This is a genomic window from Serratia surfactantfaciens, assembly GCF_001642805.2.
Classification (GTDB): Bacteria; Pseudomonadota; Gammaproteobacteria; order Enterobacterales; family Enterobacteriaceae; genus Serratia; species Serratia surfactantfaciens.
Genome location: NZ_CP016948.1, coordinates 4,572,271 through 4,595,239, shown reverse-complemented (window position 1 = coordinate 4,595,239; position 22,969 = coordinate 4,572,271). Strand labels below are relative to the sequence as shown.

18 protein-coding genes, 1 tRNA gene and 1 other RNA gene are annotated in these 22,969 nt (G+C 60.2%); 3 read left to right on the top strand and 17 right to left on the bottom strand.

Translation table 11 applies throughout. From position 1 onward, the window contains the following. Positions 1–50: 50 nt before the first annotated feature. The 3 genes from bcsA to bcsR are packed head-to-tail and all read right to left on the bottom strand — an operon-like array spanning position 51 to position 3,586. Positions 51–2,654, bottom strand: a complete 2,604-nt coding sequence (gene bcsA / locus ATE40_RS21465; protein WP_063918220.1) for a UDP-forming cellulose synthase catalytic subunit — start codon at positions 2,652–2,654, stop codon at positions 51–53. Continuing rightward, positions 2,651–3,391 carry a cellulose biosynthesis protein BcsQ gene (gene bcsQ / locus ATE40_RS21460; protein ID WP_019452575.1) on the bottom strand — a complete coding sequence of 247 codons (741 nt, stop codon included), beginning with the start codon at positions 3,389–3,391 and terminating at the stop codon, positions 2,651–2,653. Before bcsQ ends, bcsA begins: the two co-directional genes overlap by 4 nt. A 3-nt stretch (positions 3,392–3,394) precedes the next feature. Then, on the bottom strand, positions 3,395–3,586 hold the full coding sequence (bcsR, locus tag ATE40_RS21455; RefSeq protein ID WP_033649881.1) for a cellulose biosynthesis protein BcsR: 192 nt from the start codon (positions 3,584–3,586) through the stop codon (positions 3,395–3,397). Between the two features lie 189 nt (positions 3,587–3,775). Between bcsR and bcsE the strand changes: the two genes are divergently transcribed. From bcsE to bcsG, 3 genes are read left to right on the top strand one after another with little or no spacing between them, the layout of a single operon-like run. Further along, entirely contained in the window at positions 3,776–5,344 is a 1,569-nt protein-coding gene (bcsE, locus tag ATE40_RS21450) for a cellulose biosynthesis protein BcsE (protein WP_019452577.1), read from the top strand. Beyond that, positions 5,331–5,537 (top strand): cellulose biosynthesis protein BcsF, encoded by a 207-nt coding sequence (gene bcsF, locus ATE40_RS21445; protein ID WP_025160405.1) that lies wholly within the window; start codon positions 5,331–5,333, stop codon positions 5,535–5,537. Before bcsE ends, bcsF begins: the two co-directional genes overlap by 14 nt. Then, positions 5,534–7,189 carry a cellulose biosynthesis protein BcsG gene (gene bcsG / locus ATE40_RS21440; RefSeq protein WP_019452579.1) on the top strand — a complete coding sequence of 552 codons (1,656 nt, stop codon included), beginning with the start codon at positions 5,534–5,536 and terminating at the stop codon, positions 7,187–7,189. The genes bcsF and bcsG overlap by 4 nt, the downstream gene beginning before the upstream one ends. A gap of 297 nt (positions 7,190–7,486) precedes the next feature. On the opposite strand, the gene dppF is transcribed toward bcsG, so the two are convergent. The 14 genes from dppF to ATE40_RS21370 all read right to left on the bottom strand — a co-directional run bounded on the left by dppF (position 7,487) and on the right by ATE40_RS21370 (position 22,918). Then, the gene (gene dppF, locus ATE40_RS21435; protein ID WP_060424251.1) at positions 7,487–8,476 is read right to left on the bottom strand and encodes a dipeptide ABC transporter ATP-binding subunit DppF; all 990 of its coding nucleotides are present in this window, start codon (positions 8,474–8,476) and stop codon (positions 7,487–7,489) included. After that, positions 8,473–9,453, bottom strand: coding sequence for a dipeptide ABC transporter ATP-binding protein (dppD, locus tag ATE40_RS21430; protein WP_019452581.1), 981 nt, complete (start codon positions 9,451–9,453; stop codon positions 8,473–8,475). Before dppD ends, dppF begins: the two co-directional genes overlap by 4 nt. A gap of 15 nt (positions 9,454–9,468) precedes the next feature. Continuing rightward, complete coding sequence (gene dppC / locus ATE40_RS21425) at positions 9,469–10,371, bottom strand: dipeptide ABC transporter permease DppC (RefSeq protein ID WP_025160406.1); 903 nt, start codon at positions 10,369–10,371, stop codon at positions 9,469–9,471. An 11-nt stretch (positions 10,372–10,382) separates the two neighbouring features. After that, positions 10,383–11,402, bottom strand: a complete 1,020-nt coding sequence (gene dppB / locus ATE40_RS21420; protein ID WP_043129106.1) for a dipeptide ABC transporter permease DppB — start codon at positions 11,400–11,402, stop codon at positions 10,383–10,385. Positions 11,403–11,572: 170 nt separating this feature from the next. Further along, positions 11,573–13,180: a dipeptide ABC transporter periplasmic-binding protein DppA gene (dppA, locus tag ATE40_RS21415; protein WP_019452584.1), complete on the bottom strand. Its 1,608-nt coding sequence runs from the start codon at positions 13,178–13,180 to the stop codon at positions 11,573–11,575. 601 nt (positions 13,181–13,781) lie between these two features. Further along, positions 13,782–15,473 carry a chitinase ChiA gene (chiA, locus tag ATE40_RS21410; protein WP_063918221.1) on the bottom strand — a complete coding sequence of 564 codons (1,692 nt, stop codon included), beginning with the start codon at positions 15,471–15,473 and terminating at the stop codon, positions 13,782–13,784. A 435-nt stretch (positions 15,474–15,908) separates the two neighbouring features. Next, a non-coding RNA gene (locus tag ATE40_RS21405) (RtT sRNA) lies at positions 15,909–16,037 on the bottom strand. A gap of 36 nt (positions 16,038–16,073) precedes the next feature. Beyond that, positions 16,074–16,150: transfer RNA gene (locus tag ATE40_RS21400), tRNA-Pro, on the bottom strand. Positions 16,151–16,270: 120 nt separating this feature from the next. Then, positions 16,271–17,602 (bottom strand): MFS transporter, encoded by a 1,332-nt coding sequence (gene uhpC / locus ATE40_RS21395; protein ID WP_019452586.1) that lies wholly within the window; start codon positions 17,600–17,602, stop codon positions 16,271–16,273. A gap of 95 nt (positions 17,603–17,697) precedes the next feature. Continuing rightward, a complete protein-coding gene (gene uhpB, locus ATE40_RS21390; RefSeq protein WP_063918222.1) occupies positions 17,698–19,242 on the bottom strand; it encodes a signal transduction histidine-protein kinase/phosphatase UhpB in 1,545 nt (514 codons plus the stop codon). Then, positions 19,239–19,829 (bottom strand): response regulator transcription factor UhpA, encoded by a 591-nt coding sequence (gene uhpA / locus ATE40_RS21385; protein ID WP_019452588.1) that lies wholly within the window; start codon positions 19,827–19,829, stop codon positions 19,239–19,241. The genes uhpB and uhpA overlap by 4 nt, the downstream gene beginning before the upstream one ends. Before the next feature lie 118 nt (positions 19,830–19,947). Further along, on the bottom strand, positions 19,948–21,642 hold the full coding sequence (gene eptB, locus ATE40_RS21380) for a kdo(2)-lipid A phosphoethanolamine 7''-transferase (protein WP_063918223.1): 1,695 nt from the start codon (positions 21,640–21,642) through the stop codon (positions 19,948–19,950). 225 nt (positions 21,643–21,867) lie between these two features. Then, positions 21,868–22,293 carry an organic hydroperoxide resistance protein gene (locus ATE40_RS21375; protein WP_004934114.1) on the bottom strand — a complete coding sequence of 142 codons (426 nt, stop codon included), beginning with the start codon at positions 22,291–22,293 and terminating at the stop codon, positions 21,868–21,870. A gap of 160 nt (positions 22,294–22,453) precedes the next feature. Next, positions 22,454–22,918, bottom strand: coding sequence for a MarR family winged helix-turn-helix transcriptional regulator (locus ATE40_RS21370; protein ID WP_019452590.1), 465 nt, complete (start codon positions 22,916–22,918; stop codon positions 22,454–22,456). Between the last annotated feature and the right edge of the window lie 51 nt (positions 22,919–22,969).

The window sequence follows — 22,969 nt, the reverse complement described above, 5'->3', positions numbered from 1 at the left end:
AATGTTGGAGCCTGTTCACCGGGCGAGTGAGCGGGCGGTTGAACTCGCAGCTAACCCACTGTTTCTTGTTGACCCAAAGTCGGATCCCTGCCGACGCCGCGCGGAATAAACGACACTACCCAGGCGGTCAGCGAAGTGACCCCGACCAGCAGACCGCGCACCAGCGGCGGCGCGTAGTCCGCCATGCGCACATACCCTCGGAAACCCAACGCCAGCACGTCGCGCAGGCTTTCGATCGGCCGGTCTTCAGGGAACCCGTCCTGCCACAGCGCCCAGGTATCGGCGCGGGCGAAGGTGCACTGAATGAAATCGATATGTTCACGGGTAGAGAGCTCGACCAGGCGCACCCCCACCTTGTTGCCGAAGGCGCGCGTCACCACGCAGGGGAAGCTGTATTCCTGCTGGCCACGTTTGAGCAACAGCGAAACCTTGTCGCCGTCTTTCAACGCATTCTCCACCCGCATCTCGATGCCCACGCCGCCATCGGAGTAATCGCGCAGCGTGCAGGGATACAGATGACCGTCGGCGCGCGCGATCGCCGCCGGCATGGCGATCTCCACGCGGTGCGCCTGGCGCACCTGTTTGGCCTCCACCGCCACCGCCACCGCGCCGCCGAGAATCGTCATGTTGTACAGCACCCACACCAGGCTGATGATCACCGTCATCACCTCATCCGTCGGGCCATAGGCCAACCGCCAGGCGCCGAACGCCAGCCCGGCCAGATTCAGCACGACCAGGAACATGTAAGGCCGGGTGATCACCCAGTCGACGTGTTCCTCTTCCACCAGGCCGCCTTTGGCGGTGACGTTGAATTTACCCTTGTGCGGATTGAACAACGCTACCGTCGTCGGCCGCGCGATATACCAGGCCAGCACCGTTTCATAGATCTCGCTCCAGAACGAATGGCGGTATTTCCCCTGAATGCGCGAGTTGGTCAGGCTGGCGTGGATCATGTGCGGCAGCACATACAGCGCGATCGCCAGCGCCGGCGCAAAAATGATGTAGGCATGCAGCAGCAAAAACGCCAGCGGCGCGGTGAGGAAGATCAGGCGCGGAATGCCCGACAGGAAATGCAGCATGGCGTTGGCATAGCACAGGCGCTGGGCCAGTTTCAGCCCCTTGCCCAGCAGCGGGTTGTCGAGCCGGAAGATCTGCACCATGCCGCGCGCCCAGCGAATGCGCTGGCCGATATGCGCCGACAGGCTTTCGGTCGCCAGCCCGGCGGCCTGCGGAATGCGGATGTAGGCCGAGGTGTGCCCACGCCGGTGCAGACGCAGCGAGGTATGGGCGTCTTCGGTGACGGTTTCCACCGCAATGCCGCCGATCTCGTCGAGCGCGCTGCGGCGCAGAATGGCGCAAGAACCGCAGAAGAAGGTGGCGTCCCACATGTCGTTGCCGTCCTGCACCAGCCCGTAGAACAAAGTGCCTTCGTTAGGCGTCTGGCGGAAGCGGCCGAGGTTGCGCTCGAACGGATCCGGCGAGAAGAAGTGGTGCGGGGTCTGCAGCATCGCCAGCTTTTTGTCTTTGAAGAACCAGCCCATGGTCAGCTGCAGGAAGGAGCGCGTCGGCACGTGGTCACAGTCGAAAATCGCCACGAATTCGCCGGTGGCCTGCTTCAGCGCATTGTTGATGTTGCCGGCCTTGGCGTGTTCGTGGGTCGGCCTGGCGATGTACTTCACGCCGACTTCGGCAGCGAACGCCCGGAATTCGGGGCGATTACCGTCGTCGAGGATATAGATGTTCACCTTTTCCTTCGGCCAGTCGATACCCAACGCCGCATAGATGGTGGGCTTCACCACCCCGAGGTCTTCGTTGTAGGTCGGCACCATCAGATCGATGGTCGGCCAGGTCGCGCTGTCTTCGGGCAACGGCACCGGCTGGCGGTTAAGCGGCCAAACGGTCTGGAAATAGCCCAGCACCAGCACCACCCAGGCATAGGTCTCCGCCACCAGCAGCAGCAGGCCGCATGTCAGGCTGAGCGGATCGTCCCAGTTCAGCGTGGCGGTATAGCGCCACCACAGGTAGCGGCAGGACACGGTCAGCGACAGGACGATCAGCATCAGCCCCGGCAAGCGCCCCGGCACCCGGCGCACCACCATGGCGATTCCCCACAGCAGCAGAACGAACACGAACTGCGCCGGCAGATCGAACGGCTGCGAAATGCACAGCATGGCGAGGATCGCCGCCAACACCCCGATCAGGATAAACAGCGCGCGCCGCATGCCGCGGCTCATGCGGCCAAGGCGCGCCACCGAGCGCTGCTCCACGCCGGCGTTTTCCAGCCGTTGCGGCAGGCTCTGCAGCCAGTCGGCATAGCGCTGCTGCAGGCGGCGCCAGCCGGCGAAATAGTCGCGCTGCACCGGCGCGCGGCCGCTGCAAAACAGCAGCAGCCACAGCCCTTGCAGCAGATAGCGCAGCGCATCCGCCGGACGCGGACGTTCGGCGGACAGGTGCGGGAACCAATAAGCGCGGCCGGCGCGCACGCGTTGCCAGGCCGGCGACTCGAAGCGCAGCAGCAGCCACCCCAACGCCACCAGCAGCGTGGCGAAAAAGGCGGTCAGCGCCGACGCGCCGCTGCGGCGATAGCCGCGATAGCGCGCCTGCACCGCCTGACGCACCGGCGGCACCAGCAGCAGGCTCAGCACCCGACTCATGGCGCAACGCCCGGTTTAAGATTGATCAGACACCAGTTGGCCAGCGTCAGCACTTCATCCGCCGCCAGGCTTTCGGGGCGGTACTCGCCCAACGGCTGCTTGACCGCCATCGCTTCCGCCAACGCTTCATCGCGATGGATCACCACAGGCAGCAGACCGCCCAGGGTTTGCAGCCACAGCTGATGCAGATCCTGCTGCAGCTGGCTGGCGGAGGAGTAGTGATTGACCAGGAAACGACAATCGTTCGGCAGCGTCTGCTGATGGAGCCTAACCTGACAGTTGGCGTCGGGATTCAACAGCACGAACACGCTGTCGGCAAGCTGCAGCGCCTGTTGCGCCAGCGCGCCGTCCCCGACCGGAACATCCAGCAGGATCCAGCGCTGCGGCTCGCCGGCGATCAGTTGGCGCACATTGTCGCGCCAGCGCTCGGGCTGCTGCTGACATTGACGTTGCACTTCCAGCCGTTCCGCCGCATTCAGGCGGCCAAACGGTAAAAAGTCGAGGTTTTCGCAATAACGCAGCGCGCCTTCCCGCCAGCCGCCGCCGTCATGTTCTGCGCGGGCCCAGCCGCGCGTCAGCTCGAACGGCGTGTTGAAATGCAGACGCAGCAGATTATCCGGCGTGAAATCGATCGCCAGCACCGATTCGCCCAACTGCTGCAACGCCCAGGCGAGCGCCGCCGTGACCGACGTCGTCCCCATTCCACCCCGCAACCCTTGCAGCGCGATCACCGGCATAGATCAGTGGCTCCCCGTGGTCTGCGCCAATTCGGCCAACAGAGGCCAACGCGTCATCATTTGCGTTAACCGCTCCTGCCGTGAAATATCGACATAGCTTAATTTCGGCAATGAAAAAGCCTGGCTGAGCGCCTGCAGGTCATCCTGGCTCTCCCCAGGCGCCGCTGCACGAAAATGGGTGGGTGCGTTATTCATTCTTCCGCCTTTGCGAAAATAGGCTATGTTAATTAACTATAGCAACGATACAAAAAGAGATAGGCAATAAGATGATTCTCAACAAATATTGTTGCAGAGCGTCGGAGATTTGTTATTGCCAGAGTAAAAATGGCTATCTTTAAATATAAACGCCTTTAGTCGGCTTTCAACGAAAGTAGAACACATCCTATGGCGCACTCTTTTTCTCTAGGCATTCGGCAGATTTGGGAAGAGCTGTCGGTGATGCAGGCCCCCGGCCTTTATTGGGTGAATATCGATCGGCAAAGCGACGCCGCGTTGCTGTGTCGTCAGGCCATCGCCGCCCAACCGGCCACCCACAAAGTCGCCCTGATCTGCAGCGGCGACAAACCCGATCGCCTATTGGCCGAGCTGGCGTCGCCTGCCCTGCAGAAGCTGCCGCTGTATCAATTGCCGGAGAAAAAAGCCGCGCTGACGCAGTTGAGCGACGATTTGATGCGCGCCCTGCGGCCGCAAAATCGCTTACTGATCCTGCTGGCCCATGCCAGCCTGTGGCAAACCTTCACCACCGAAGAACTGCGCGAGTGGACGCGCGCGCTCGCCGCCTGGCTGCGGCGTCAGGAATGCACGTTGCTGATCCTCAGCCACGGCGGCGGTATCAATAAGCTCAAGGGCCAGCTCAGCGCGCAGCACCGCATTCTGAACGGCCTGTCCAGCCTGCAATGGCAGCAGGACAGCGCGCAATACCTGGTGAACTGGTGGAGCACCGAAAACGGCATCAACGCCAATCAGCTGCTGACGCTGTACGCCGCGGAGGGCGGCTGGCAGGGCGAGGATGAAAATAGCCAGCCCTCCCCCACCACCCTGCGCAGCGACGAAGGCCTGTATCTGGCCGAACGCAGCATTCTGGAAGGCGCGCCGCCGCTGTCCGCCAACTGGCAACTGCTGGAGAGCAACGACGAGCTGGCGCAGCACGGCATGCTGAGACTCTCGGCGACCTTGATTTTCGCCCTGTACCAAAGCGACCAAATCGATCACCTGGCGCACCAGATCCACACCCTGCGCCGCAGCCGCGGCAACGGGATGAAAATCGCGGTGCGCGAAATGAGCGCCAGCCTGCGTTACAGCGACGAACGGCTGCTGCTGGCCTGCGGCGCCAACCTGATCGTGCCGCACGTCGCGCCGCTGTCGCGTTTTCTGACCATGCTTGAGGGCATCCAGGGGCAGCGTTTCTCACGCCATGTGCCCGCCGACATCGATGCGCTGCTGGCCGGTTTGCGCCCGCTGCAGCTGAAAGGCTACATGCGGCCGGAAGCGTTCAGCCAGGCGGTGCTCTCGCTGATGGGCAACACGCTGCTGCCCGAAGACGGCAAGGGCGTGATGGTGGCGCTGCGCCCGGCCACCGGCCTGCGCGCCGAACAGGCGATGACCCTGTGCCACCTGCGGCGTTTCGGCGACGTGATGACCGTGGTGCAGGGGCGACTGGTGCTGTTCCTCTCCACCTGCCGCATCAACGATCTGGATACCGCGCTGAAATTCATCTTCCGCCTGCCGGTGGATGAGGCCTTCAGTAATCGGGTGGTGTGGCACCAGGATGTCGATATCATTTCGGAAATCAAACGCATGGCCCAGGGGCGCTGGCAGATCTCGGCCACCGGCGCCGCCGGTGCCGCGCCGCGTCCGAACGTGGCGGCCAGCGCAGAGCCCACAGAACGGCGCCAGCCGGTCGCCTTCACGCTGCCGCTCGGCCCGCAGGAGGAAAAGCATGCTGAACCTTAACGACATCGTGCAACTGATCCTGCTGTGCGCGCTGATCTTCATTCCGCTGGGCTACGCCTTTCATCGGCGTTTTCCACATTTGCGCCAATACTGGCAAAACCTGTTGTTATCGCCGCGCTATTTGAAATCCGCCGGTTTGTGGGTGCGCACAGGCGCCTCATCTCAGATTAAACGTGATAAGAAGCAGCCATGAATTCAAACTCGAATACGCAATCCGATAACGCACTGTGGCGCTACTGGCGCGGGCTGGGCGGCTGGAACCTCTACTTTCTGGCCAAATTCGCCCTGCTGTGGTTCGGCTATCTGAACTTCCATGCGCTGCCAAACCTGGTGTTCATGGCGTTTCTGCTGATGCCGATCCCCTCGCAACGCCTGCACCGCTGGCGCCATTACCTTGCCATCCCGATCGGCATCGCGCTGTTCTATCACGACACCTGGCTGCCGGGCATCAACAGCATTCTCAGCCAGGGCTCGCAGCTGACCGGCTTCAGCGCCCAGTATCTGCTGGAGCTGGTCAACCGCTTCATCAACTGGCAGATGGTCGGCGCCGCCTTCGTGCTGCTTATCGCCTACCTGTTCGTTGCCCAGTGGGTGCGCGTCACGGTGTTCACCGTAGCGGCGCTGGTGTGGCTCAATATCGTCAACATCGCCGGGCCGGCGGTCTCACTGCTGCCCGCCACCTCCACGGCCTCAAGCGGCGGAGCCAATGCACCGGCCACCTCTGCGCCGGCGGCCGGGGACGCCGCGCCGGCAGACAGCCTGCCGCCGACCAGCGCCAACCTGACGGCCTACCTCAATCAGTTCTACGAGCGGGAAAAAGGCCGCGCCACCGCGTTTCCGGCCACCTTGCCCGCCGACGCCCAGCCGTTCGATCTGCTGGTGATCAACATCTGTTCGCTGGCCTGGGCCGATATGGAGGCAGTCAATCTGCAGAATCATCCGCTGTGGTCGAAAATGGACATCATGTTCGACAGTTTCAACTCGGCTACTGCCTACAGCGGCCCGGCAGCCATCCGCTTGCTGCGCGCCAGCTGCGGGCAGCTTTCGCATCACGATCTGTATCAGCCGGTGAACCAGCAGTGTTACCTGTTCGACAATCTGGCGAAGCTCGGCTTCAAGGAACAGCTGATGCTCGATCACTCCGGGGTATTCGGCAACTTCCTGAAAGAGCTGCGCGAACAGGGCGACATGCAGGCGCCGCTGATGTCGCAGGCCGGCATCGGCAACGAGCTGACATCGTTCGACGGCGAGCCGATTTATAACGATCTCGAATTGCTGAGCCGCTGGCTGGATCAGCAGCAAAAAGGCGGCGACGGCCGCACCGCCACCTTCTTCAACATCATTCCGCTGCACGACGGCAACCGCTTTGTCGGCTCCAACAAGAGCGCCGACTACCAGCCGCGCGCGCAGAAGCTGTTCGATCAGCTGAACACCTTCCTCGACCAGCTGGAGAAATCCGGCCGCAAAGTGGTGGTGGTGATCGTGCCTGAACACGGCGCGGCGTTGGTGGGCGACAAGATGCAGATGTCCGGCCTGCGCGACATTCCCAGCCCGAACATCACCCATACGCCGGTCGGCATCAAACTGGTGGGCATGAAGGCGCCGCATCAGGGCAGCCCGCTGCAGATCAAAACGCCGAGCAGCTATCTGGCGCTGTCTGAACTGGTGTCGCGCCTGGTGGACGGCAAAGTCTTCAGCGAATCCAGCGTCGACTGGCAGGCGCTGACGCAGGGGCTGCCGCAGACCCCGGTCATCTCCGAAAACGACAACGCCATCGTGATGCAGTATCAGGGCAAGCCCTACATTCGCCTGAACGGCGGCGACTGGGTGCCCTATCCGCAATAAGTACGGCCTCAGCAACTCAAAGCACGCCGGCGGCGTGCTTTTTTATTTGGTTTTTATAATAAAAATAGTTAAGCCGATCGACCGACAAAATGTTATTAACAACAAACCGTTAAATTCTATTATCCGATAATTATTGCCATGCGAAGATTCTTAAAAAAAATAACGATCGCCCGACTTACAGCAAGAAAGTCGTTAAATCGCGGGTAATGAAGATAGTTTAATGATTAACCCGTTGATTGAATAATAAAAAACGCCGGCGTTATGCCGGCGTGGGTTTACGCAGTGACCTCGAGCGCCTTACGTTCCCGGATGTTCGTCCTGATCGACCGCAAAACAGGCTACCATCTGCTCACCGTACTGTTTGAGCTGGGGCTGCAGCTGCACGCAGGTGCCAAAGGCGCGGCGGCAGCGGGCGTTGAACGCACAGCCCGGCGGCGGGTTCATCGGACTGGGCAGTTCGCCGGTCAGCTTGATGCGCTCGCGGCGCATATCCGGATTCAACCGCGGCGTCGCCGACAGCAACGCCTGGGTGTACGGATGGCGCGGGTTGTTGAAGATCGCCTCTTTACTGCCCTTTTCCACGCAGCGGCCGAGGTACATCACCATCACCTCGTCGGCGATGTGTTCCACCACCGACAGATCGTGCGAAATAAACACATAGGACAGCCCCAGCTCCTGCTGCAGATCCATCATCAGGTTCAGCACCTGAGCGCGCACCGACACGTCCAGCGCCGACACCGGCTCATCGGCGATCACCACGTCCGGGTTCAGCATCAGCCCGCGGGCGATGGCGATACGCTGACGCTGGCCACCGGAAAACATGTGCGGGTAACGGTCATAATGCTCGGTTTTCAGGCCGACCTTCGCCATCATCTCCAGCGCTTTTTCCCGCCGCTCGGCGGCGCTGAGGGGCGTGTTGATCAACAGCGGCTCCTCGAGGATCTGCCCGACCTTCTTGCGCGGGTTGAGCGATCCGTAAGGATTCTGGAACACGATTTGGATCTTCTGGCGGCGCAGCTTCTCGGCGGAAACGTCCGGCTTCAGCAGATCCTGCCCCTGGTAATACAGCTCGCCGCCGGTCGGCACTTCGATCATCGTCAGCAGGCGGCCGAGCGTCGATTTGCCGCAGCCCGACTCGCCGACCACCGCCAGCGTTTTGCCGCGCTCCAGGGTGAAGGAGACGCCATCCAGCGCCTTGACCAGCCGCTCCGGCGCGAACAGGCCCTTTTTCACCGGGTAATGCTTCTTCAGGTCGATCGCCTGCAGTAAAGGTTGATTCTGGCTCATACGGTCGGCCTCCCCGCATCATCCAGCGGTGTGTGACATTTAACCTGACGGCCGGGAATGCTGCGCAGTTCCGGCTCCTCGTTACGGCAGCGCTCGTTGGCGTAGGGACAGCGCGGGTTGAGCAGGCAGCCGGTCGGGCGATCGTATTTGCCCGGCACCACGCCCGGCAGCGAAGCCAGCCGCGCCTTGTCGGCGGCGAACTCCGGCAGCGCGCGCAGCAGCGCCTGGGTATAAGGGTGACGCGGAGCACGGAAAATCTCCGCCGCCTTGCCGGATTCCACCACCTGGCCGGCGTACATCACGATGATGTGATGCGCTGCTTCCGCCACCAGCGCCAGATCGTGGGTGATCAGCACCAGCGCCATATTCTCGCGTTGTTGCAGATCCAGCAGCAGTTCGATGATCTGCGCCTGGATGGTCACGTCGAGCGCGGTCGTCGGCTCATCGGCGATCAGCAGCTTCGGCCGACAGGCGATGGCCATGGCGATCATCACGCGCTGGCTCATACCGCCGGAAAGTTGGTGCGGGTACACGTCCAGCCGCGAGGCCGGATCGGGGATACCCACCTGCGTCAGCAGGTCGATGGCGCGCTGGCGACGGGTGCGGCGGTTGCCGCCCTGATGCACCTTCAGCGCTTCCATGATTTGATAGCCGACGGTGTAGCACGGGTTCAGGCTGGTCATCGGATCCTGGAAGATCATCGCCACTTCGGAGCCCACCAGCTGGCGGCGCTCTTTTTCGGAGATCTTGCGCAAATCCTGGCCGTTGAACTCCAGCTTGTCGGCCATCACCTTGCCGGGAAAATCGATCAGGCCCATGATCGCCAGCGAGCTGACGGATTTGCCGGAGCCGGATTCACCGACGATGCCGACCACCTGGCCTTGATCCACGCTGTAACTGATGCGGTCCACTGCGCGGAACGGGGTGCCTTCGTCACCGAAGTGCACCGAAAGCTTGTCTACATTCAATAACGCCATCTCTCTCGTCCTCTGTTACTGCTTGAGTTTGGGGTCGAGAGCATCACGCAAGCCGTCCCCCATCAGGTTAAATGCCAGAACCGTCAGCAGGATCGCCAGACCGGGGAAGGTCACGACCCACCAGGCGCTTTGCGCGAACTGCAGCACGTCGGAGAGCATGGTGCCCCACTCCGGCGTCGGCGGTTGCGCGCCCATGCCCAGGAAGCCGAGAGCGGCCATGTCCAGAATGGCGTTCGAGAAACCGAGAGAAGCCTGAACGATCAAAGGCGCCAGGCAGTTAGGCAGAATATTGACGAACATCTGGCGCAGCGCGCCGGCGCCCGCCACCCGCGAGGCGGTGACGTAATCGCGGTTCACTTCCGCCAGCACCGCCGCGCGCGTCAGACGCACATAGTGCGGCAGGGCGACGAAGGTGAGCGCCAGCGAGGCGTTGACGATCGACGGCCCGAAGACCGCCACCAGCACCAGCGCCAGCAGCAGGCTCGGCAGGGCCAGCATGATGTCGACGACGCGCATGATCACCGCGTCCACCGCGCCGCCGAAGTAACCGGCCAGCAGGCCGAGCACCACGCCCATGATCAGCGACAGCACCACCACCAGACAGCCGACCAGCAGCGACAGGCGCGCGCCGTACATCAGGCGCGACAGCACGTCGCGGCCGACGTCGTCAGTGCCGAGAATGTATTGCCAGCTGCCGCCCTCTTGCCACACCGGCGGCTTGAGCAGCGCGTCGCGGAACTGGTCCGCCGGCGCATGCGGCGCCAGCACCCCGGCACCGAGCGCGATCACCAGCATCAGAACGATATACACCAGGCCGACCACGGCCCCTTTATTGCGCTTGAAATAGTGCCAGAACTCCTGGAACGGGGTCATCGGCTTCGGCGCACCTTTAACTGCAGACTCAGTGACTTGAGACATGAGAGCGCCCCTTATTTCTTGTGGCGAATACGCGGGTTGACCACGCCGTAGAGCACGTCTACCAGCAGGTTAACCAGAATGATCATACAGGCGACCAGCAACACCCCGCCCTGCACCACCGGGTAATCGCGGCGCTGCAGCGCGTCGATCAGCCAGCGGCCGAGCCCCGGCCAGGAGAAGATGGTTTCAGTCAGAATGGCGCCGGCCAGCATGGTGCCGACCTGCAGCCCGATCACCGTCACCACCGGCAGCAGCGCGTTGCGCAGCGCGTGAACGACGATCACCCGCATGCGGCTCACGCCCTTGGCGCGCGCGGTGCGGATATAGTCTTCGCCCAGCACTTCCAGCATCGAGGAGCGGGTCATGCGCACGATCACCGCCAGCGGGATAGTGCCCAGCACAATGGCCGGCAGGATCATATGCATCACGGCATCGATAAAGTCGCCCGGCTCGCCCCAGATCAGGGTGTCTATCAGCATGAAGCCGGTCAGCGGATGGCTGTCGTCGAGGAATACCGTGTCGCTGATGCGCCCCGATACCGGCGTCAGGTTAAGCTGCACCGACACCAGCATGATCAGCATCATGCCCCACCAGAAAATTGGCATCGAATAGCCGGTCAGCGAGATGCCCACCGCGGTGTGATCGAAGACCGAGCCGCGTTTGACCGCCGCCAGCACCCCGACCGGGATGCCCACCAGCACCGCGAACAGCATCGCGCAGAAACCCAGCTCCAGCGTAGCCTGGAAGCGCGGAACGAACTCGCTCCAGACGGAGATGCGGCTTTTGAGTGAGGTGCCCAAATCGCCGTGCAGCACGTTGGACACGTAGGAGAAATATTGTTGATAAAGCGGCTTGTCCAGCCCCATTTCCGCCATCAGCTGCGCGTGGCGCTCGGCGGAGATACCGCGTTCCCCGGCCATGATGGTCACCGGGTCGCCGGGGATCATATGGACGAATGCAAAAGTCAGCAACGTAATGCCGATAAACGTTGGGATAACTAACCCCAAACGTCGGAGTATGAACTGCAACATATCCCGAACTCTCTGTATCAATGCCCGGCAGCTCATCGTCCGCCAGGCTTATTAACGCTCACATGCCTTTGAACGATTCGACGGCCATACGCCGGAGACTGGTCAGCAGAGGCGCAAACCTGTTGCGCCCCTGCAAGTCCATTCGTGCGTCTCCGGTAAAGCGGTCGAAATCAGTCTACAGAGACATTCTCGAAGTGATGCTTACCGAGCGGATCCACGACGTAGCCTTTCACTTCCTTACGCACAGGCTCATACACGGTGGAGTGTGCGACAATCAGCGCCGGAGCCTGATCGTGCATCACCACCTGCGCCTGTTTGTACAGTTCGATACGCTTGTCGTGGTTGGATTCGGCGCGCGCCGGTTGAATCAGATCTTCAAACGGCTTGTAGCACCAGCGGGAGTAGTTGGAGCCGTCTTTCGCCGCCGCGCAGCTGAACAGCGTGGCGAAGAAGTTGTCCGGATCCCCGTTGTCGCCGGTCCAGCCCATCATCACCGTCTGGTGCTCGCCCGCTTTGGCGCGCTTGAGGTATTCACCCCACTCATAGGTCACGATTTTGGCTTTCACGCCGATCTTGGCCCAGTCGGCCTGGATCATTTCCGCCATGCGGCGCGCGTTCGGGTTGTAAGGACGCTGTACCGGCATCGCCCACAGATCGATGCTGAAACCGTCGGCCATGCCCGCTTCTTTCAGCAGCTCTTTCGCCTTGGCCGGATCGTAAGCGTAATCCTGCACCGCGTCGTTATAGCCCCACATGGTCGGCGGGATCAGGTTCTTGGCCGCCTGGCCCGCGCCCTGATAGACCGCATCGATGATCGCCTGCTTGTTGACCGCCATGGTCAACGCCTGACGTACCTTCAGGTTATCCAGCGGCTTTTTCTCGACGTTGAACGACAGATAGCCCACGTTCAAGCCCGGCTGTTCCATCAGGTTGATGGACTTGTCCTGCTTCATGCGGGCGATATCGGCCGGGTTCGGATACGGCATCACCTGGCATTCGTTTTTCTGCAGTTTGGCGTAACGCACGGAGGCGTCAGGCGTGATGGAGAACACCAGGCGATCGATCTTCGGCTTGGTGCCCCAGAAACCGTCGAACGCCTTGTACAGGATCTTGGAGTCTTTCTGGTATTGCAGCAGCTGGAATGGGCCGGTGCCGATCGGATTCAGGTCGACTTTCTCCGGCGTGCCGGCTTTCATCATCACGTCAGCATATTCGGCGGACAGGATGGACGCGAAGTCCATGCCCAGGTCAGCCAGGAACGGCGCCTCCGGGCGGTTCAGCACGAAGCGCACGGTGTTGTCGTCGACTTTTTCGATCTTGGCGATCAGCTTAGGCATGTCCATGCCTTCGAAGTATTCGTAACTGCCGCCGGACACCTTGTGATAGGCGTTGTTGGCATCCAACTGGCGCTCAAAGGAGAACACCACGTCGTCGGCGTTGAAATCGCGCGTCGGCTTGAAATCTTTGCTGCTCTGCCACTTCACGCCTTTGCGCAGGTGGAAGGTGTAGGTTTTGCCGTCTTCGCTGACGTCCCACTTCTCCGCCAGACCTGGCTGCAGTTCGGTGGTGCCGATTTTGAATTCGACCAGACGGTTGTAGATCGGTACCGAGCTGGCGTCGTAGGTGGTGCCGGAGGTGAACAGCTGCGGGTTGAACCCTTCCGGGGAACCTTCAGAACAGTAAACCAACGTCTTGGCCTGTACGCTGGCCGCCACGGTCAGCGCGATCAGCCCAATGCCGAATTTCAGAACCCCCGATTTACCCAAGGAACGTGTCATCGTTAGTGCTCCATTGTGTGATGTGATGTGTGTAATTGCCGCCAGACCTGTATTTTTTATTGCGTGGCCTGTGCGGTCGGTGCCCGAAGGCAGAAGGTATAAGAGGAGAGAATGCCGGATGGAACGCATCGCGGCGGGGACGTCTGAGCGCGTGGAATTCACTCAAACAACTCTCGCTCTTATCCCTGAGGCTATCAAGTTGCCAACTGTTTGGGGTGTCGTCAATATAACCAGTGGGGATTTACGCAGACTGTGAGAAACAGCAAACAAACATAAAAAAAACCTTTTGTTAACAGTTCCAGCATGAAAATTTATGCTAAGCGGTCATTTTTAGCGCATTGGTCTGACCCCCACAAACTTACTGGTTTTTAACTCCGTTAAAAAACGCCAAAACTTTGTTGCTGAATGATGAATATCTGAACGGTTATTTTTGTGATCGCCGTTAAAGACAGAAGGAAATGCTGAAGGATTACCCAAAAGGGTGAGTCCGATGACCGCGTTTTGCTCGGGGCAAAGCCACAATCTGTGCGGCGTAAAAAAACTTTCGGCGGCGAAAAAGCCGGGGGCGAAAGGATATCCCCCGGCAACGCACTGCAACCGATTATTGAACGCCGGCGCTGTTGCCCAGGCTGGCGTTCATGCTGTTGAGAATATCGCCGTTATCCGCGTCGATCTCCCAGGAGAATAGGCCGCCCAACTGCTTATCCAGCACGTACTTACCTTTGGCCTGCACCGAGCGGGCATCGTCGAAGGTGATCAGATCGCCGGTGGAAGGTTTGAACACGTATGGCGCTTCCGCCGTAGCGTCGTAGGTGTACTGCCACTCGCCGCTCATGAACTGGCTGGCGATTTGGCGATAATCCACGATGCCGTTCTCCCAGGTGCCTTTGACCGGCCCGGTGGCGGTGCCGGTGAACGGAATATTGTTCTGGTAGCCGTTCACCCCGGTCCAGCCGCGGCCATACATGGCGGTGCCGACCACGATCTTGCCCGGCGTGACGCCCTGCGCCAGCAGCGCATTGACGCCGTTCACCGTGGTGTAAGCGGTGTCCGGCTTCCAGGCCGGCGCATTCAGCGCGGTCTGATGCCCCAGGTTCTTCAGATCGAAGGCGCCGTAGAAGTCGTAGCTCATCAGGAAAATGTGATCCATCGAGTTCTGCGCGACGTTGTACGCCACCTTGTCGATCTTGTCCTTGCCAGCGCTGATAGCGGAGGTCAGCTCATACTTGCGGCCGGTTTCCGCCGACAGCTGATCCAGCATCGCCCGCAGCTCTTTCATCAGCAGCACATAGGTTTCCCCGTCCTGCGGGCTGCCCAGGTTCGGGTTGGCGCCTTTGCCGCCGGGGAATTCCCAGTCGATATCCACGCCGTCGAAGAACTTCCAGGTCTGCAGGAACTCTTTCACCGAGCCGACGAAACGATCGCGCTTCACCTTGTCGCCCATGAAGAAGAACGGGTCAGACAGCGTCCAGCCGCCGATCGACGGCAGGATTTTCAGATCGGGACGCGCCTGCTTCAGCGCCATCAGTTGGCCGAAGTTGCCCTTGTAGGGGTCATCCCAGGCGGTGACGCCCTTCTGCGCTTTTTGCAGCGCGGCGAACGGATCGTGGATCGAGACTTTGAAGTCCTCACGCCCCTGGCAGGAGCGCTGCAGCGCCTGGAAGCTGCCTTCAATCTCTTTCAGGCTGTCGTTGATGCCGTTGCCGCCGCAGATCGGGATAAAGCCGTACAGCAGGTGGGTCAAGTTCTGCGCCGGGATCTTGTCGACGGTGAAATTGCGCCCGTAAACGCCCCACTCGACGAAATAAGAACCGACCACTTTGCCGGAGTTCTGTTTATAAGGTTTATTCTTTTCCAACAGCGGCTCTTTCAACGGTGCCAAATGACTGCCGTCGGTGTCGGCCACCACAATTTCGGTGGCGTCGCTGGCGGTGCAGCCGTCGGCATTGCACAGTGCCACCTGCATTTGATAACGGCCGCCTTTATTGACTTTAAAATTTGCCGTACCGGAAGAACCGGTTGAAGGGCCGCTCCACGCCTCTTTGCCATTTAATAAAATCTTGGCCGTCGTGCCCGCGTCGCCATTCCATAAATTCCAGGAGACCGAAACGTCGGCGGCATTTTTTACCTTCACCAGATTATTATAAGCGGTGGCCGCCTGATCGACTTCGACGATGGCGAACTTGGTGTTACCCCAGGCGATGGTCGGCTTGCCCGGCGCGGCGGCCTGCGCCGCGGAACACAGCGTGCTGCCGATCAACAGCGCCAACAGCGGTTTATTAAATTTGCGCATAACTGATTCCTTTATTCCGAGAGGATAAACATAAAAGAGTTAATCGTCGCGATGCATTGCCGAAGCGAAAAAATTCCGCAATAATCCACGAAGATTAAAATCAATAAATAGCAACAGCGTCCTTCCACGTGGCGAAATAATCATTCCCACCGCGTACATTCAGACTATAAATAAAAAAGGCGTGAAAACAAGAGCGCTATCAACTGGGTTTTATTCAGCAAACGTGAATTTATTTTAATATAGAAAAAAGAACCTAATTGGAATAAGAATCGTGAATTAATTAATTGCAAAGGATAAATATATTTCACAGGGGTAGTGAATTAACTCGCCATGCTGTTCATTGCCAAAATGAAGCCGTAAGTGCCCACGAAGGGAGGACACTCATAAACGACAGGCGAAAAAAAACCTGCTTTAAAAAGCAGGTTTTTCGAAGGGTGGTCGGCGAGAGAGGATTACGCGCATCCTTGATGCGCGCCCTGCGGGCCGTTGCTGAAGCAACGTTGTCTCGCTTCGCGAGGCTCGAACCTCCTGCGGAGGTACTCATCCTCATAAACTGCAGGCGAAAAAAAACCTGCTTTAAAAAGCAGGTTTTTCGAATGGTGGTCGGCGAGAGAGGATTCGAACCTCCGACCCACTGGTCCCAAACCAGTTGCGCTACCAAGCTGCGCTACTCGCCGATGCGGGGCGCATCTTACTGCTGGCGGTTATAGGCGTCAATCACTTTTTTTCCCCCGTATTTCAAGTGGTGATAAAAGCGCCATAATGCGCTGCGCCGGGGGTTGCGCAGCGCAGGATGCTCAGGCTTTGGCGGTTTTCAGCGCCGGCGTCTGCGCACGCAGGAACGGCAGCAGGAACAGCGCCGACAGGCAGGCGGCGATGGAAATCACCACGAAGAAGCCGTTCCAATGCCAGATTTCCATCACCCGCGCGATCGGATAGCCAGACAGCGCCGCGCCCAGGTAGGCGAACAGGCCGACGAAACCGGTCGCCGCGCCCGCCGCATCCTTGTGCGAGCACTCCGCCGCCGCCATGCCGATCAGCATCTGCGGGCCGAAGATGAAGAAGCCGATGGCGAAGAAGCAGCAGGCCTGCAGCAGGTAGGTGACGCCTGGCATCAGCCACAACGCGGCTACCGACAGGAAGATACCGATAGCGAAGATCAGGTTCATCGGGCCGCGGTTGCCGCGGAACAGCTTGTCGGAACCCCAACCGGCCACCAGCGAACCGATAAAGCCGCCCACTTCAAACAGCGAGATAGCCGAGTTGGCGGTCATCAGCGAATAGCCTTTTTCCTGCGTCAGATAGAGGTTGCCCCAGTCGTTGATCGCGGTACGCACGATGTACACCAGCACGTAAGAGACCGCCAGCAGCCAGATGTACTTGTTGGTCAGCACGTAGCGCTTGATGATCTCGCGATTGCTCAGCCCCTGACCTTCCGACTCCTGCACCAGCTCCATGGCGTCGTTGCGCCATTTGCCGACGCTCGGCAGCCCCATGCTGGTCGGCTTGTCGCGCAGGCGCCAGCACATCAGCAGGCCCAGCACCACGCCGATGATGCCGGGAATGATCATGCCGTAACGCCAGCTGAAGTGCAGCGAGATAAAGCCCACCAGCAGCGGGATCAGCGCGCCGCCGACGTTGTGCGACGTGTTCCAGATCGCCCACCAGCTGCCGCGCTCGGAGCGCGAATACCAGCTGGTGAGGATTTTGGAGCACGGCGGCCAGCCCCAGCCCTGGAAGAAGGCGTTGAGGATCCACAGCGTGCCCAGCATCATCAACGACGAGCTGAGGCCGAAGAAGATATTCAGCACCCCGGTCATGATCAGGCCCAGGCCCATAAAGTAACGCGGGTTGGAACGATCGCTGATCATGCCGGAAATGAATTTCGAGCAGCCGTAGGTGATGTAGAACAGCGTGCCGAGAATGCCGACGTCAGACATCGTCAGGCCCAGATCGCTCAGCATCGCCGGCATGATGAAGTTGAAGCTTTTGCGCGTGAAGTAAAACGCGGCGTAGCCGATGTACATGGTGCACATCAGCTGGATGCGCCAGTATTTGTAGCTGGCGTCGATCTGCCGTTGATCGGTGACCTGCGGCGCGTCCGGGCGGCTTTTAAGGAAAGACCACATGTGGAACCTCAGAGGATTGAATAAAGTGCCGCTATGATGCTCCTCGCGCGCGCGCGGAGCTTACGCCGGATTCCCGATGCGGCTAGGAGTTTTTCCTAGTTTTGCGCCTGCGCCGGCGAAACTGTGGGCAAGATCACACTCAAACAGGCGCCCCGCTCAGAGGTGAGCCGCAGGCTGCCGCCGAGGGCGCTGATACGCTCCTGCATACCGCGCAGGCCGTATCCCGGCTGATGATTATCCGCAGCAAAACCCACGCCGTTGTCACGGATGGTTAGGACGATCTGCGGCGCGGCGCCTTTGCGCGGTTGCAGGCGCGCGTCCAGCTCCAGGCGGCTGGCGCCGGCGTGGCGGCACACATTGGTCACGCCTTCCTGGCACACCCGATACAGCGTGATTTTCAGCGTTTCATCCAGCAGTTCGTCCGGTACCTGCCACTGCATGCTACTCACCAGCGACGCGTCCTGCGGCAGCGACTCCCGCAGCATCGCCGCCACCGCCGCCGACAGCGGCAGGTTGTTCAGCGCCGCCGGCCACAGCTGGGTCAGCACATCGTGCACCCCGTCGTAGACCCGCAGCGCCAACGTATCGATGGCGTCGGCGCAGCCGATCACCGCCGGCTCCGGCGCCAGGCGCTTGACGATGCTGGCCTGAGTGCGAATAACGGTAATGGTCTGTCCCACTTCATCGTGCAGCTCGCGCGCCACCTCACGCCGGGTTTGTTCCTCCGCCGTCACCAGCGCCCGCGCCAGCTGCCGATTCTCTTCCAGCCTCAGCCTCAGTTGCTGATTCAGCTCGCGCTGGCGCTGAATGCCGGCCCCCAGCAGCAACCCGGTCAGGCTTTGGACCAGCAACGACAACAGCAGATCGCGGTGCGACTCCGGCTGCGGCGGCTCGTTGACCATCAGCGCCACGCCGTTGAGCAGCGTCGCCAACAGCGCCCCCTGCCAGCCGTAGCGATAAGACATGAACACGATTGGGATCGCCAGGCAGAAAGGCGCGAAACGGCGCAGCTCGGCGGCGTTAACCTGCTGTTGCAGCCAGATGCTGAACGCAAACAGCAGCAGATAGCTGGCCAGGTGACCCAGGCGCAACTCCACCGGTTTGTGGATCAGCCCCGGCTCCAGCGGCACCCAGATTTGGCGCGCCAGATAGTGCCACAGCAGCAGGCAGGTCGGCGCGATGGTGAAACCGCCGGTCAGGCCGAGCAGCAGCGCGCGCGCGCCCTCGCCGCTCACCAGTTGCCACACCAGCGCCTGCAATAAAGCGGCAGCGGCCACCACCGCGCCCTGCAATAGCGGCCAACGCCATTCACTGTCGCTCTGCTGATGGCGCAGCAACCACGGCGAGGCCAGCAGGCTGAGCAGCACCGTCAGTACCAGCACCGCCACCGATGCCCACAGCGCCGGGCCATAGCCGAACTGATCCGCCAGCAGCGCCATCAGCAGCAGGTCAGCCAGCAGGATCCCCGGCCAGAAACGGTAAGGGCTCTGCAGCAGAATGCCCATGCGCAGGCCGAACGGGAACAGCAACAGCGCCTGCCAGGGCGGATCGATCAGTGCGGTGCCGATGCCCCACAGGCAAAACGCGCTGGCGGCATAGATGAAAAACAGCGCCAGCTGGGTGATCAGGCGCTGCGTCACAGATTCAACATCCGTCTGGCCAGCTCGACGTTGTTATTGATGCCCAGCTTGGCGAACAGGTTGGCGCGATGCACATGCACCGTCTTCGGCGACAGCCCCAGCGCGGCGGCAATCTCGCGCACCTCCTGCCCCTGCGCCAACAGCAGCGCGATCTCGCGCTCGCGGCGGGTGAGCGGATCCACCTTCACCCGCGCCAGCTGCTGGGCGATTTCCGGCATCAGGTAGACGCCGCCGCCGGCGACGGTACGCACTGCGGTGATCAGATCTTCCGGCTTGCAACGCTTGGAGAGAAAGCCGCTGGCGCCGCGCTCCAGCGCCATTTCCACCAGCGCCGGGTTATCGTGCATCGACAGCATCACCACGCGAATGCCGGAAGGAATGTCCGCCAGCAGATCCAAGCCGCTGCCGTCCGGCATCGAAATATCGCAGATGCAGATTTCCGCCTCTAGCCCCGGCAGGCCGGCACGCGCCTGCGCCGCGCTGCTGAATTCGCCCACCACCTGAATATCGGCCTCCAGCGACAGCAGCTGCACAAAGCCCGAACGCACAATGTCATGATCGTCGATAAACGCCACGCGCAGGGTCATGGAAATCTCCGGTTAGCAGGGAAAGTGCGCAAGTATACCGTATGCACACACCGGAATAATTGATGAAGAGAATGTATTAGGTGAAATAGCCGGGCGCACATGGCGCCCGGCAGGGGGATTACAGGCGGGCGGGCGCCGCTTTCGGCTGCGGCACATGGCACCAGTTGTTTTTATCCACGATGCCGCCGTTCGGCGAGGTGTAGCCGAGACAGCCGAGAATGGTGTCGAACAGCTCGACGTGGCGGTGCGTTCTGCCGATGCGCTGCTGCGCCTGCAGCTGCTCAAAGGCGCTGAGGTGCTGCGGATTCTCGAGGTACTTGTCCGACGCCCACACTATCATCGGCACGCGGAACTGCTCCGGCGGTGCCATTTCGCGCGGCGTGCCGTGCAGGTGTGTATTCTCGCCGATCGATTCGCCGTGATCGGCGGCGTAGAACACGATGGCCTTCTTGTCGCGCACCTGATCGATCACGTTGCTGATAAAGCTGTCGGTATACAACACGGTGTTATCGAAGGCGTTGATCAGCTGCGCCTTGGTGCAGGAGTCATCCACCCCCATACACTCCGGCTGATAGCGCGCATAGCTGCGCGGATAACGCTGCGAGTACAGGTAGTGCGAGCCTTTGGTATGCAGGATCACCAGGTGTTTGCCCTTCGGATAACGCGCCAGCGATTCCTTCATTTCATCCACCAGCAGCATATCGTCGACCGCCTTGCCGTCGTTGCGCTTCTCGGACGCGATCATCTCGCGGAACGAATAGTTGTTCACCTCGGTGTTGTTGTAAAACCACACCTCGCTCTGCATGGCGAACAGTTCGGAAGAGAAGCCCAGCTCTTTCAGTACCGCAAACACGTTCTGCTCTTTCAGCGTGCGCTGCGGGTTGTCCTCGGCGCCGCCTTCACGCACGAACATGCAGCGCAGCGACAGTTTGGTGGCGGTGTCGCACGACTCGCCGCGGAACGCCACCAGATTCTTCTCTTTCGACAGCCGCGGCGTGGTATCGCGCTCGTAGCCCAGCATGCCCATGTGATCCCAGCGGGTGGTTTCGCCGATGATGAACACCACATAGGTATCGTCGATGTCGGCCGGCGGTACATAGGTGAAATGTTTGCCCGGATCGAACAGCGTGCTCTGATCCTGGCTTTCGTCATAGCGGGTATAGGCGAACAGCCCCAGCGCCGACAGCCAGTTGGACGGCAGGTACGAATGCGCCACCACGCCGCCGTAGCTCGGCAGATCGACGTTGGCGAGCTTCTCCTGCACGCTTTGTTCATCGTCCAGCATACGCAGCGGCAGCCATACCAATGCCACCACCGCCAGCAAGACCAGCAGCGGCTTGATGCGGTGGCCGGGGGTTTTCAGCTGCTCTATCAGGGTGTGGCGCAGGCTGTTTTTCCAGATCAGCAGCAGCGGCAAGGCGCTGAGCGCCATCATCCACAGCACGAAGTGCAAGCCGACCACCTCTTTCGACAGATCGATATCGGTGGTCATCACCGACACCACGATGCCGTAGCCGATCACCACATTGAAAAACGTCATGTAGTAGCTGGCGGCAACCGAAATCAGCACCAGCAGCGAGGCGACAATGCGATAAAACAAACGGCCGCCGAGCGACACCAACCGCATGATAAAGAAAGTGAACAAAACGATAGCGATCACTTCCGTCACCGCCGAAATAAGCTTAATTCCCTGAATGCCGTGCGCGAGCGAGTCAAAACGGCGATAAAAAACGGACAGGTTTAAAAAGATGCCGATATAGATCGCTAACAATAACGATAAATTCTGCTGCGATAGCGATTTTATTTTGTTCATGTAGTGCGGTGGCTCCGGAGGGCGATAGCAGTTCTGAGTTTTTCAGACAGTCAATGCGGCTGCAGGTTCAGCCAACCGGCAATAAGCGTGATTTGGCAGGCAACAATCAAGAGAATTCTCACAAAACGGACATTTTTTGCCATTTACGTGAACTGTTTTCAGGCGGGACGGACATGAAAATGGAGGGATAAACCCTCCATTTTTTCCAAGGTGTCGGCGAAAATCTTACTTAACGTTCAGAGTGACGTCGATATTGCCGCGAGTCGCGTTGGAATACGGGCACACCACGTGCGCCTTTTTCACCAGATCTTCCGCCACGCTGCGTTCGATGCCCGGCAGCGAAATATCCAACTGCACTTCGATGCCGAAGCCGTTCGGGATTTCACCGATGCCGACGGTGCCGTCGATCTTCGCTTCGGCCGGAATTTTAACCTTTTCTTTCGCCGCGACGAACTTCAGCGCGCCGAGGAAGCAGGCGGAATAACCGGCGGCAAACAGCTGCTCGGGGTTGGTGACTTCGCCGCCGGCGCCGCCCATCTCTTTCGGCACGCCCAGTTTCACGTCCAACACGCCGTCGGAGGAGGTCGCTCGGCCGTCGCGGCCGCCGGTTGCGGTGGCGTGAGCGCGGTAAACCACTTTCTCAATAGACATCGTTCATTCCTTCTTGCTGGTTGGCGAGATGACTACGGCTTCCACGAGGGAAAACCGGTCACATATTTATCTTTTGCGATTAAATCGCGCACTACTTATTTTTGACACTTATTAACCAGTGTAGACCACCCGCGCCGTTCTTGCGTTCGGCGGCGACGGGTCAAATCTGATCGATCAGGCTGCCGCGCAGCTTTTCCAGCTGCTGTTTAAGCGAAACGATCTCGTCCAGGCTGCAGTCGGTGGCGCACATCACCGCCTCGGGCACCGATTGCGCCCGCTCGCGCAGCGCGCGGCCTGCTTCGGTGAGCGCGATGATCACCTGCCGTTCATCGGTGGTGGCGCGATAGCGCACCAGCAAACCGGCGGTTTCCAGCCGTTTCAGCAGCGGCGTCAGCGTGGCGGAATCGAGGAACAGCCGCTCGCCGATATCCGATACCGTCACCCGATCGCGTTCCCACAGCACCATCATCACCAGGTATTGCGGGTAGGTGAGTTCGAGCTGATTCAACAGCTTGCGGTAAACTTTGTGCAGCGCCAGGTTGGCGGAGTACAGCGCGAAACAGAGCTGCTGATCGAGCTGCAGCAGATTCTTCGCCTTGAATTGTTCGGTATCGGTGCTTTTCATGTGTGTGAATATAGATAGCGCACGATGTAATCGCAAGCTATTTTTTGTGAG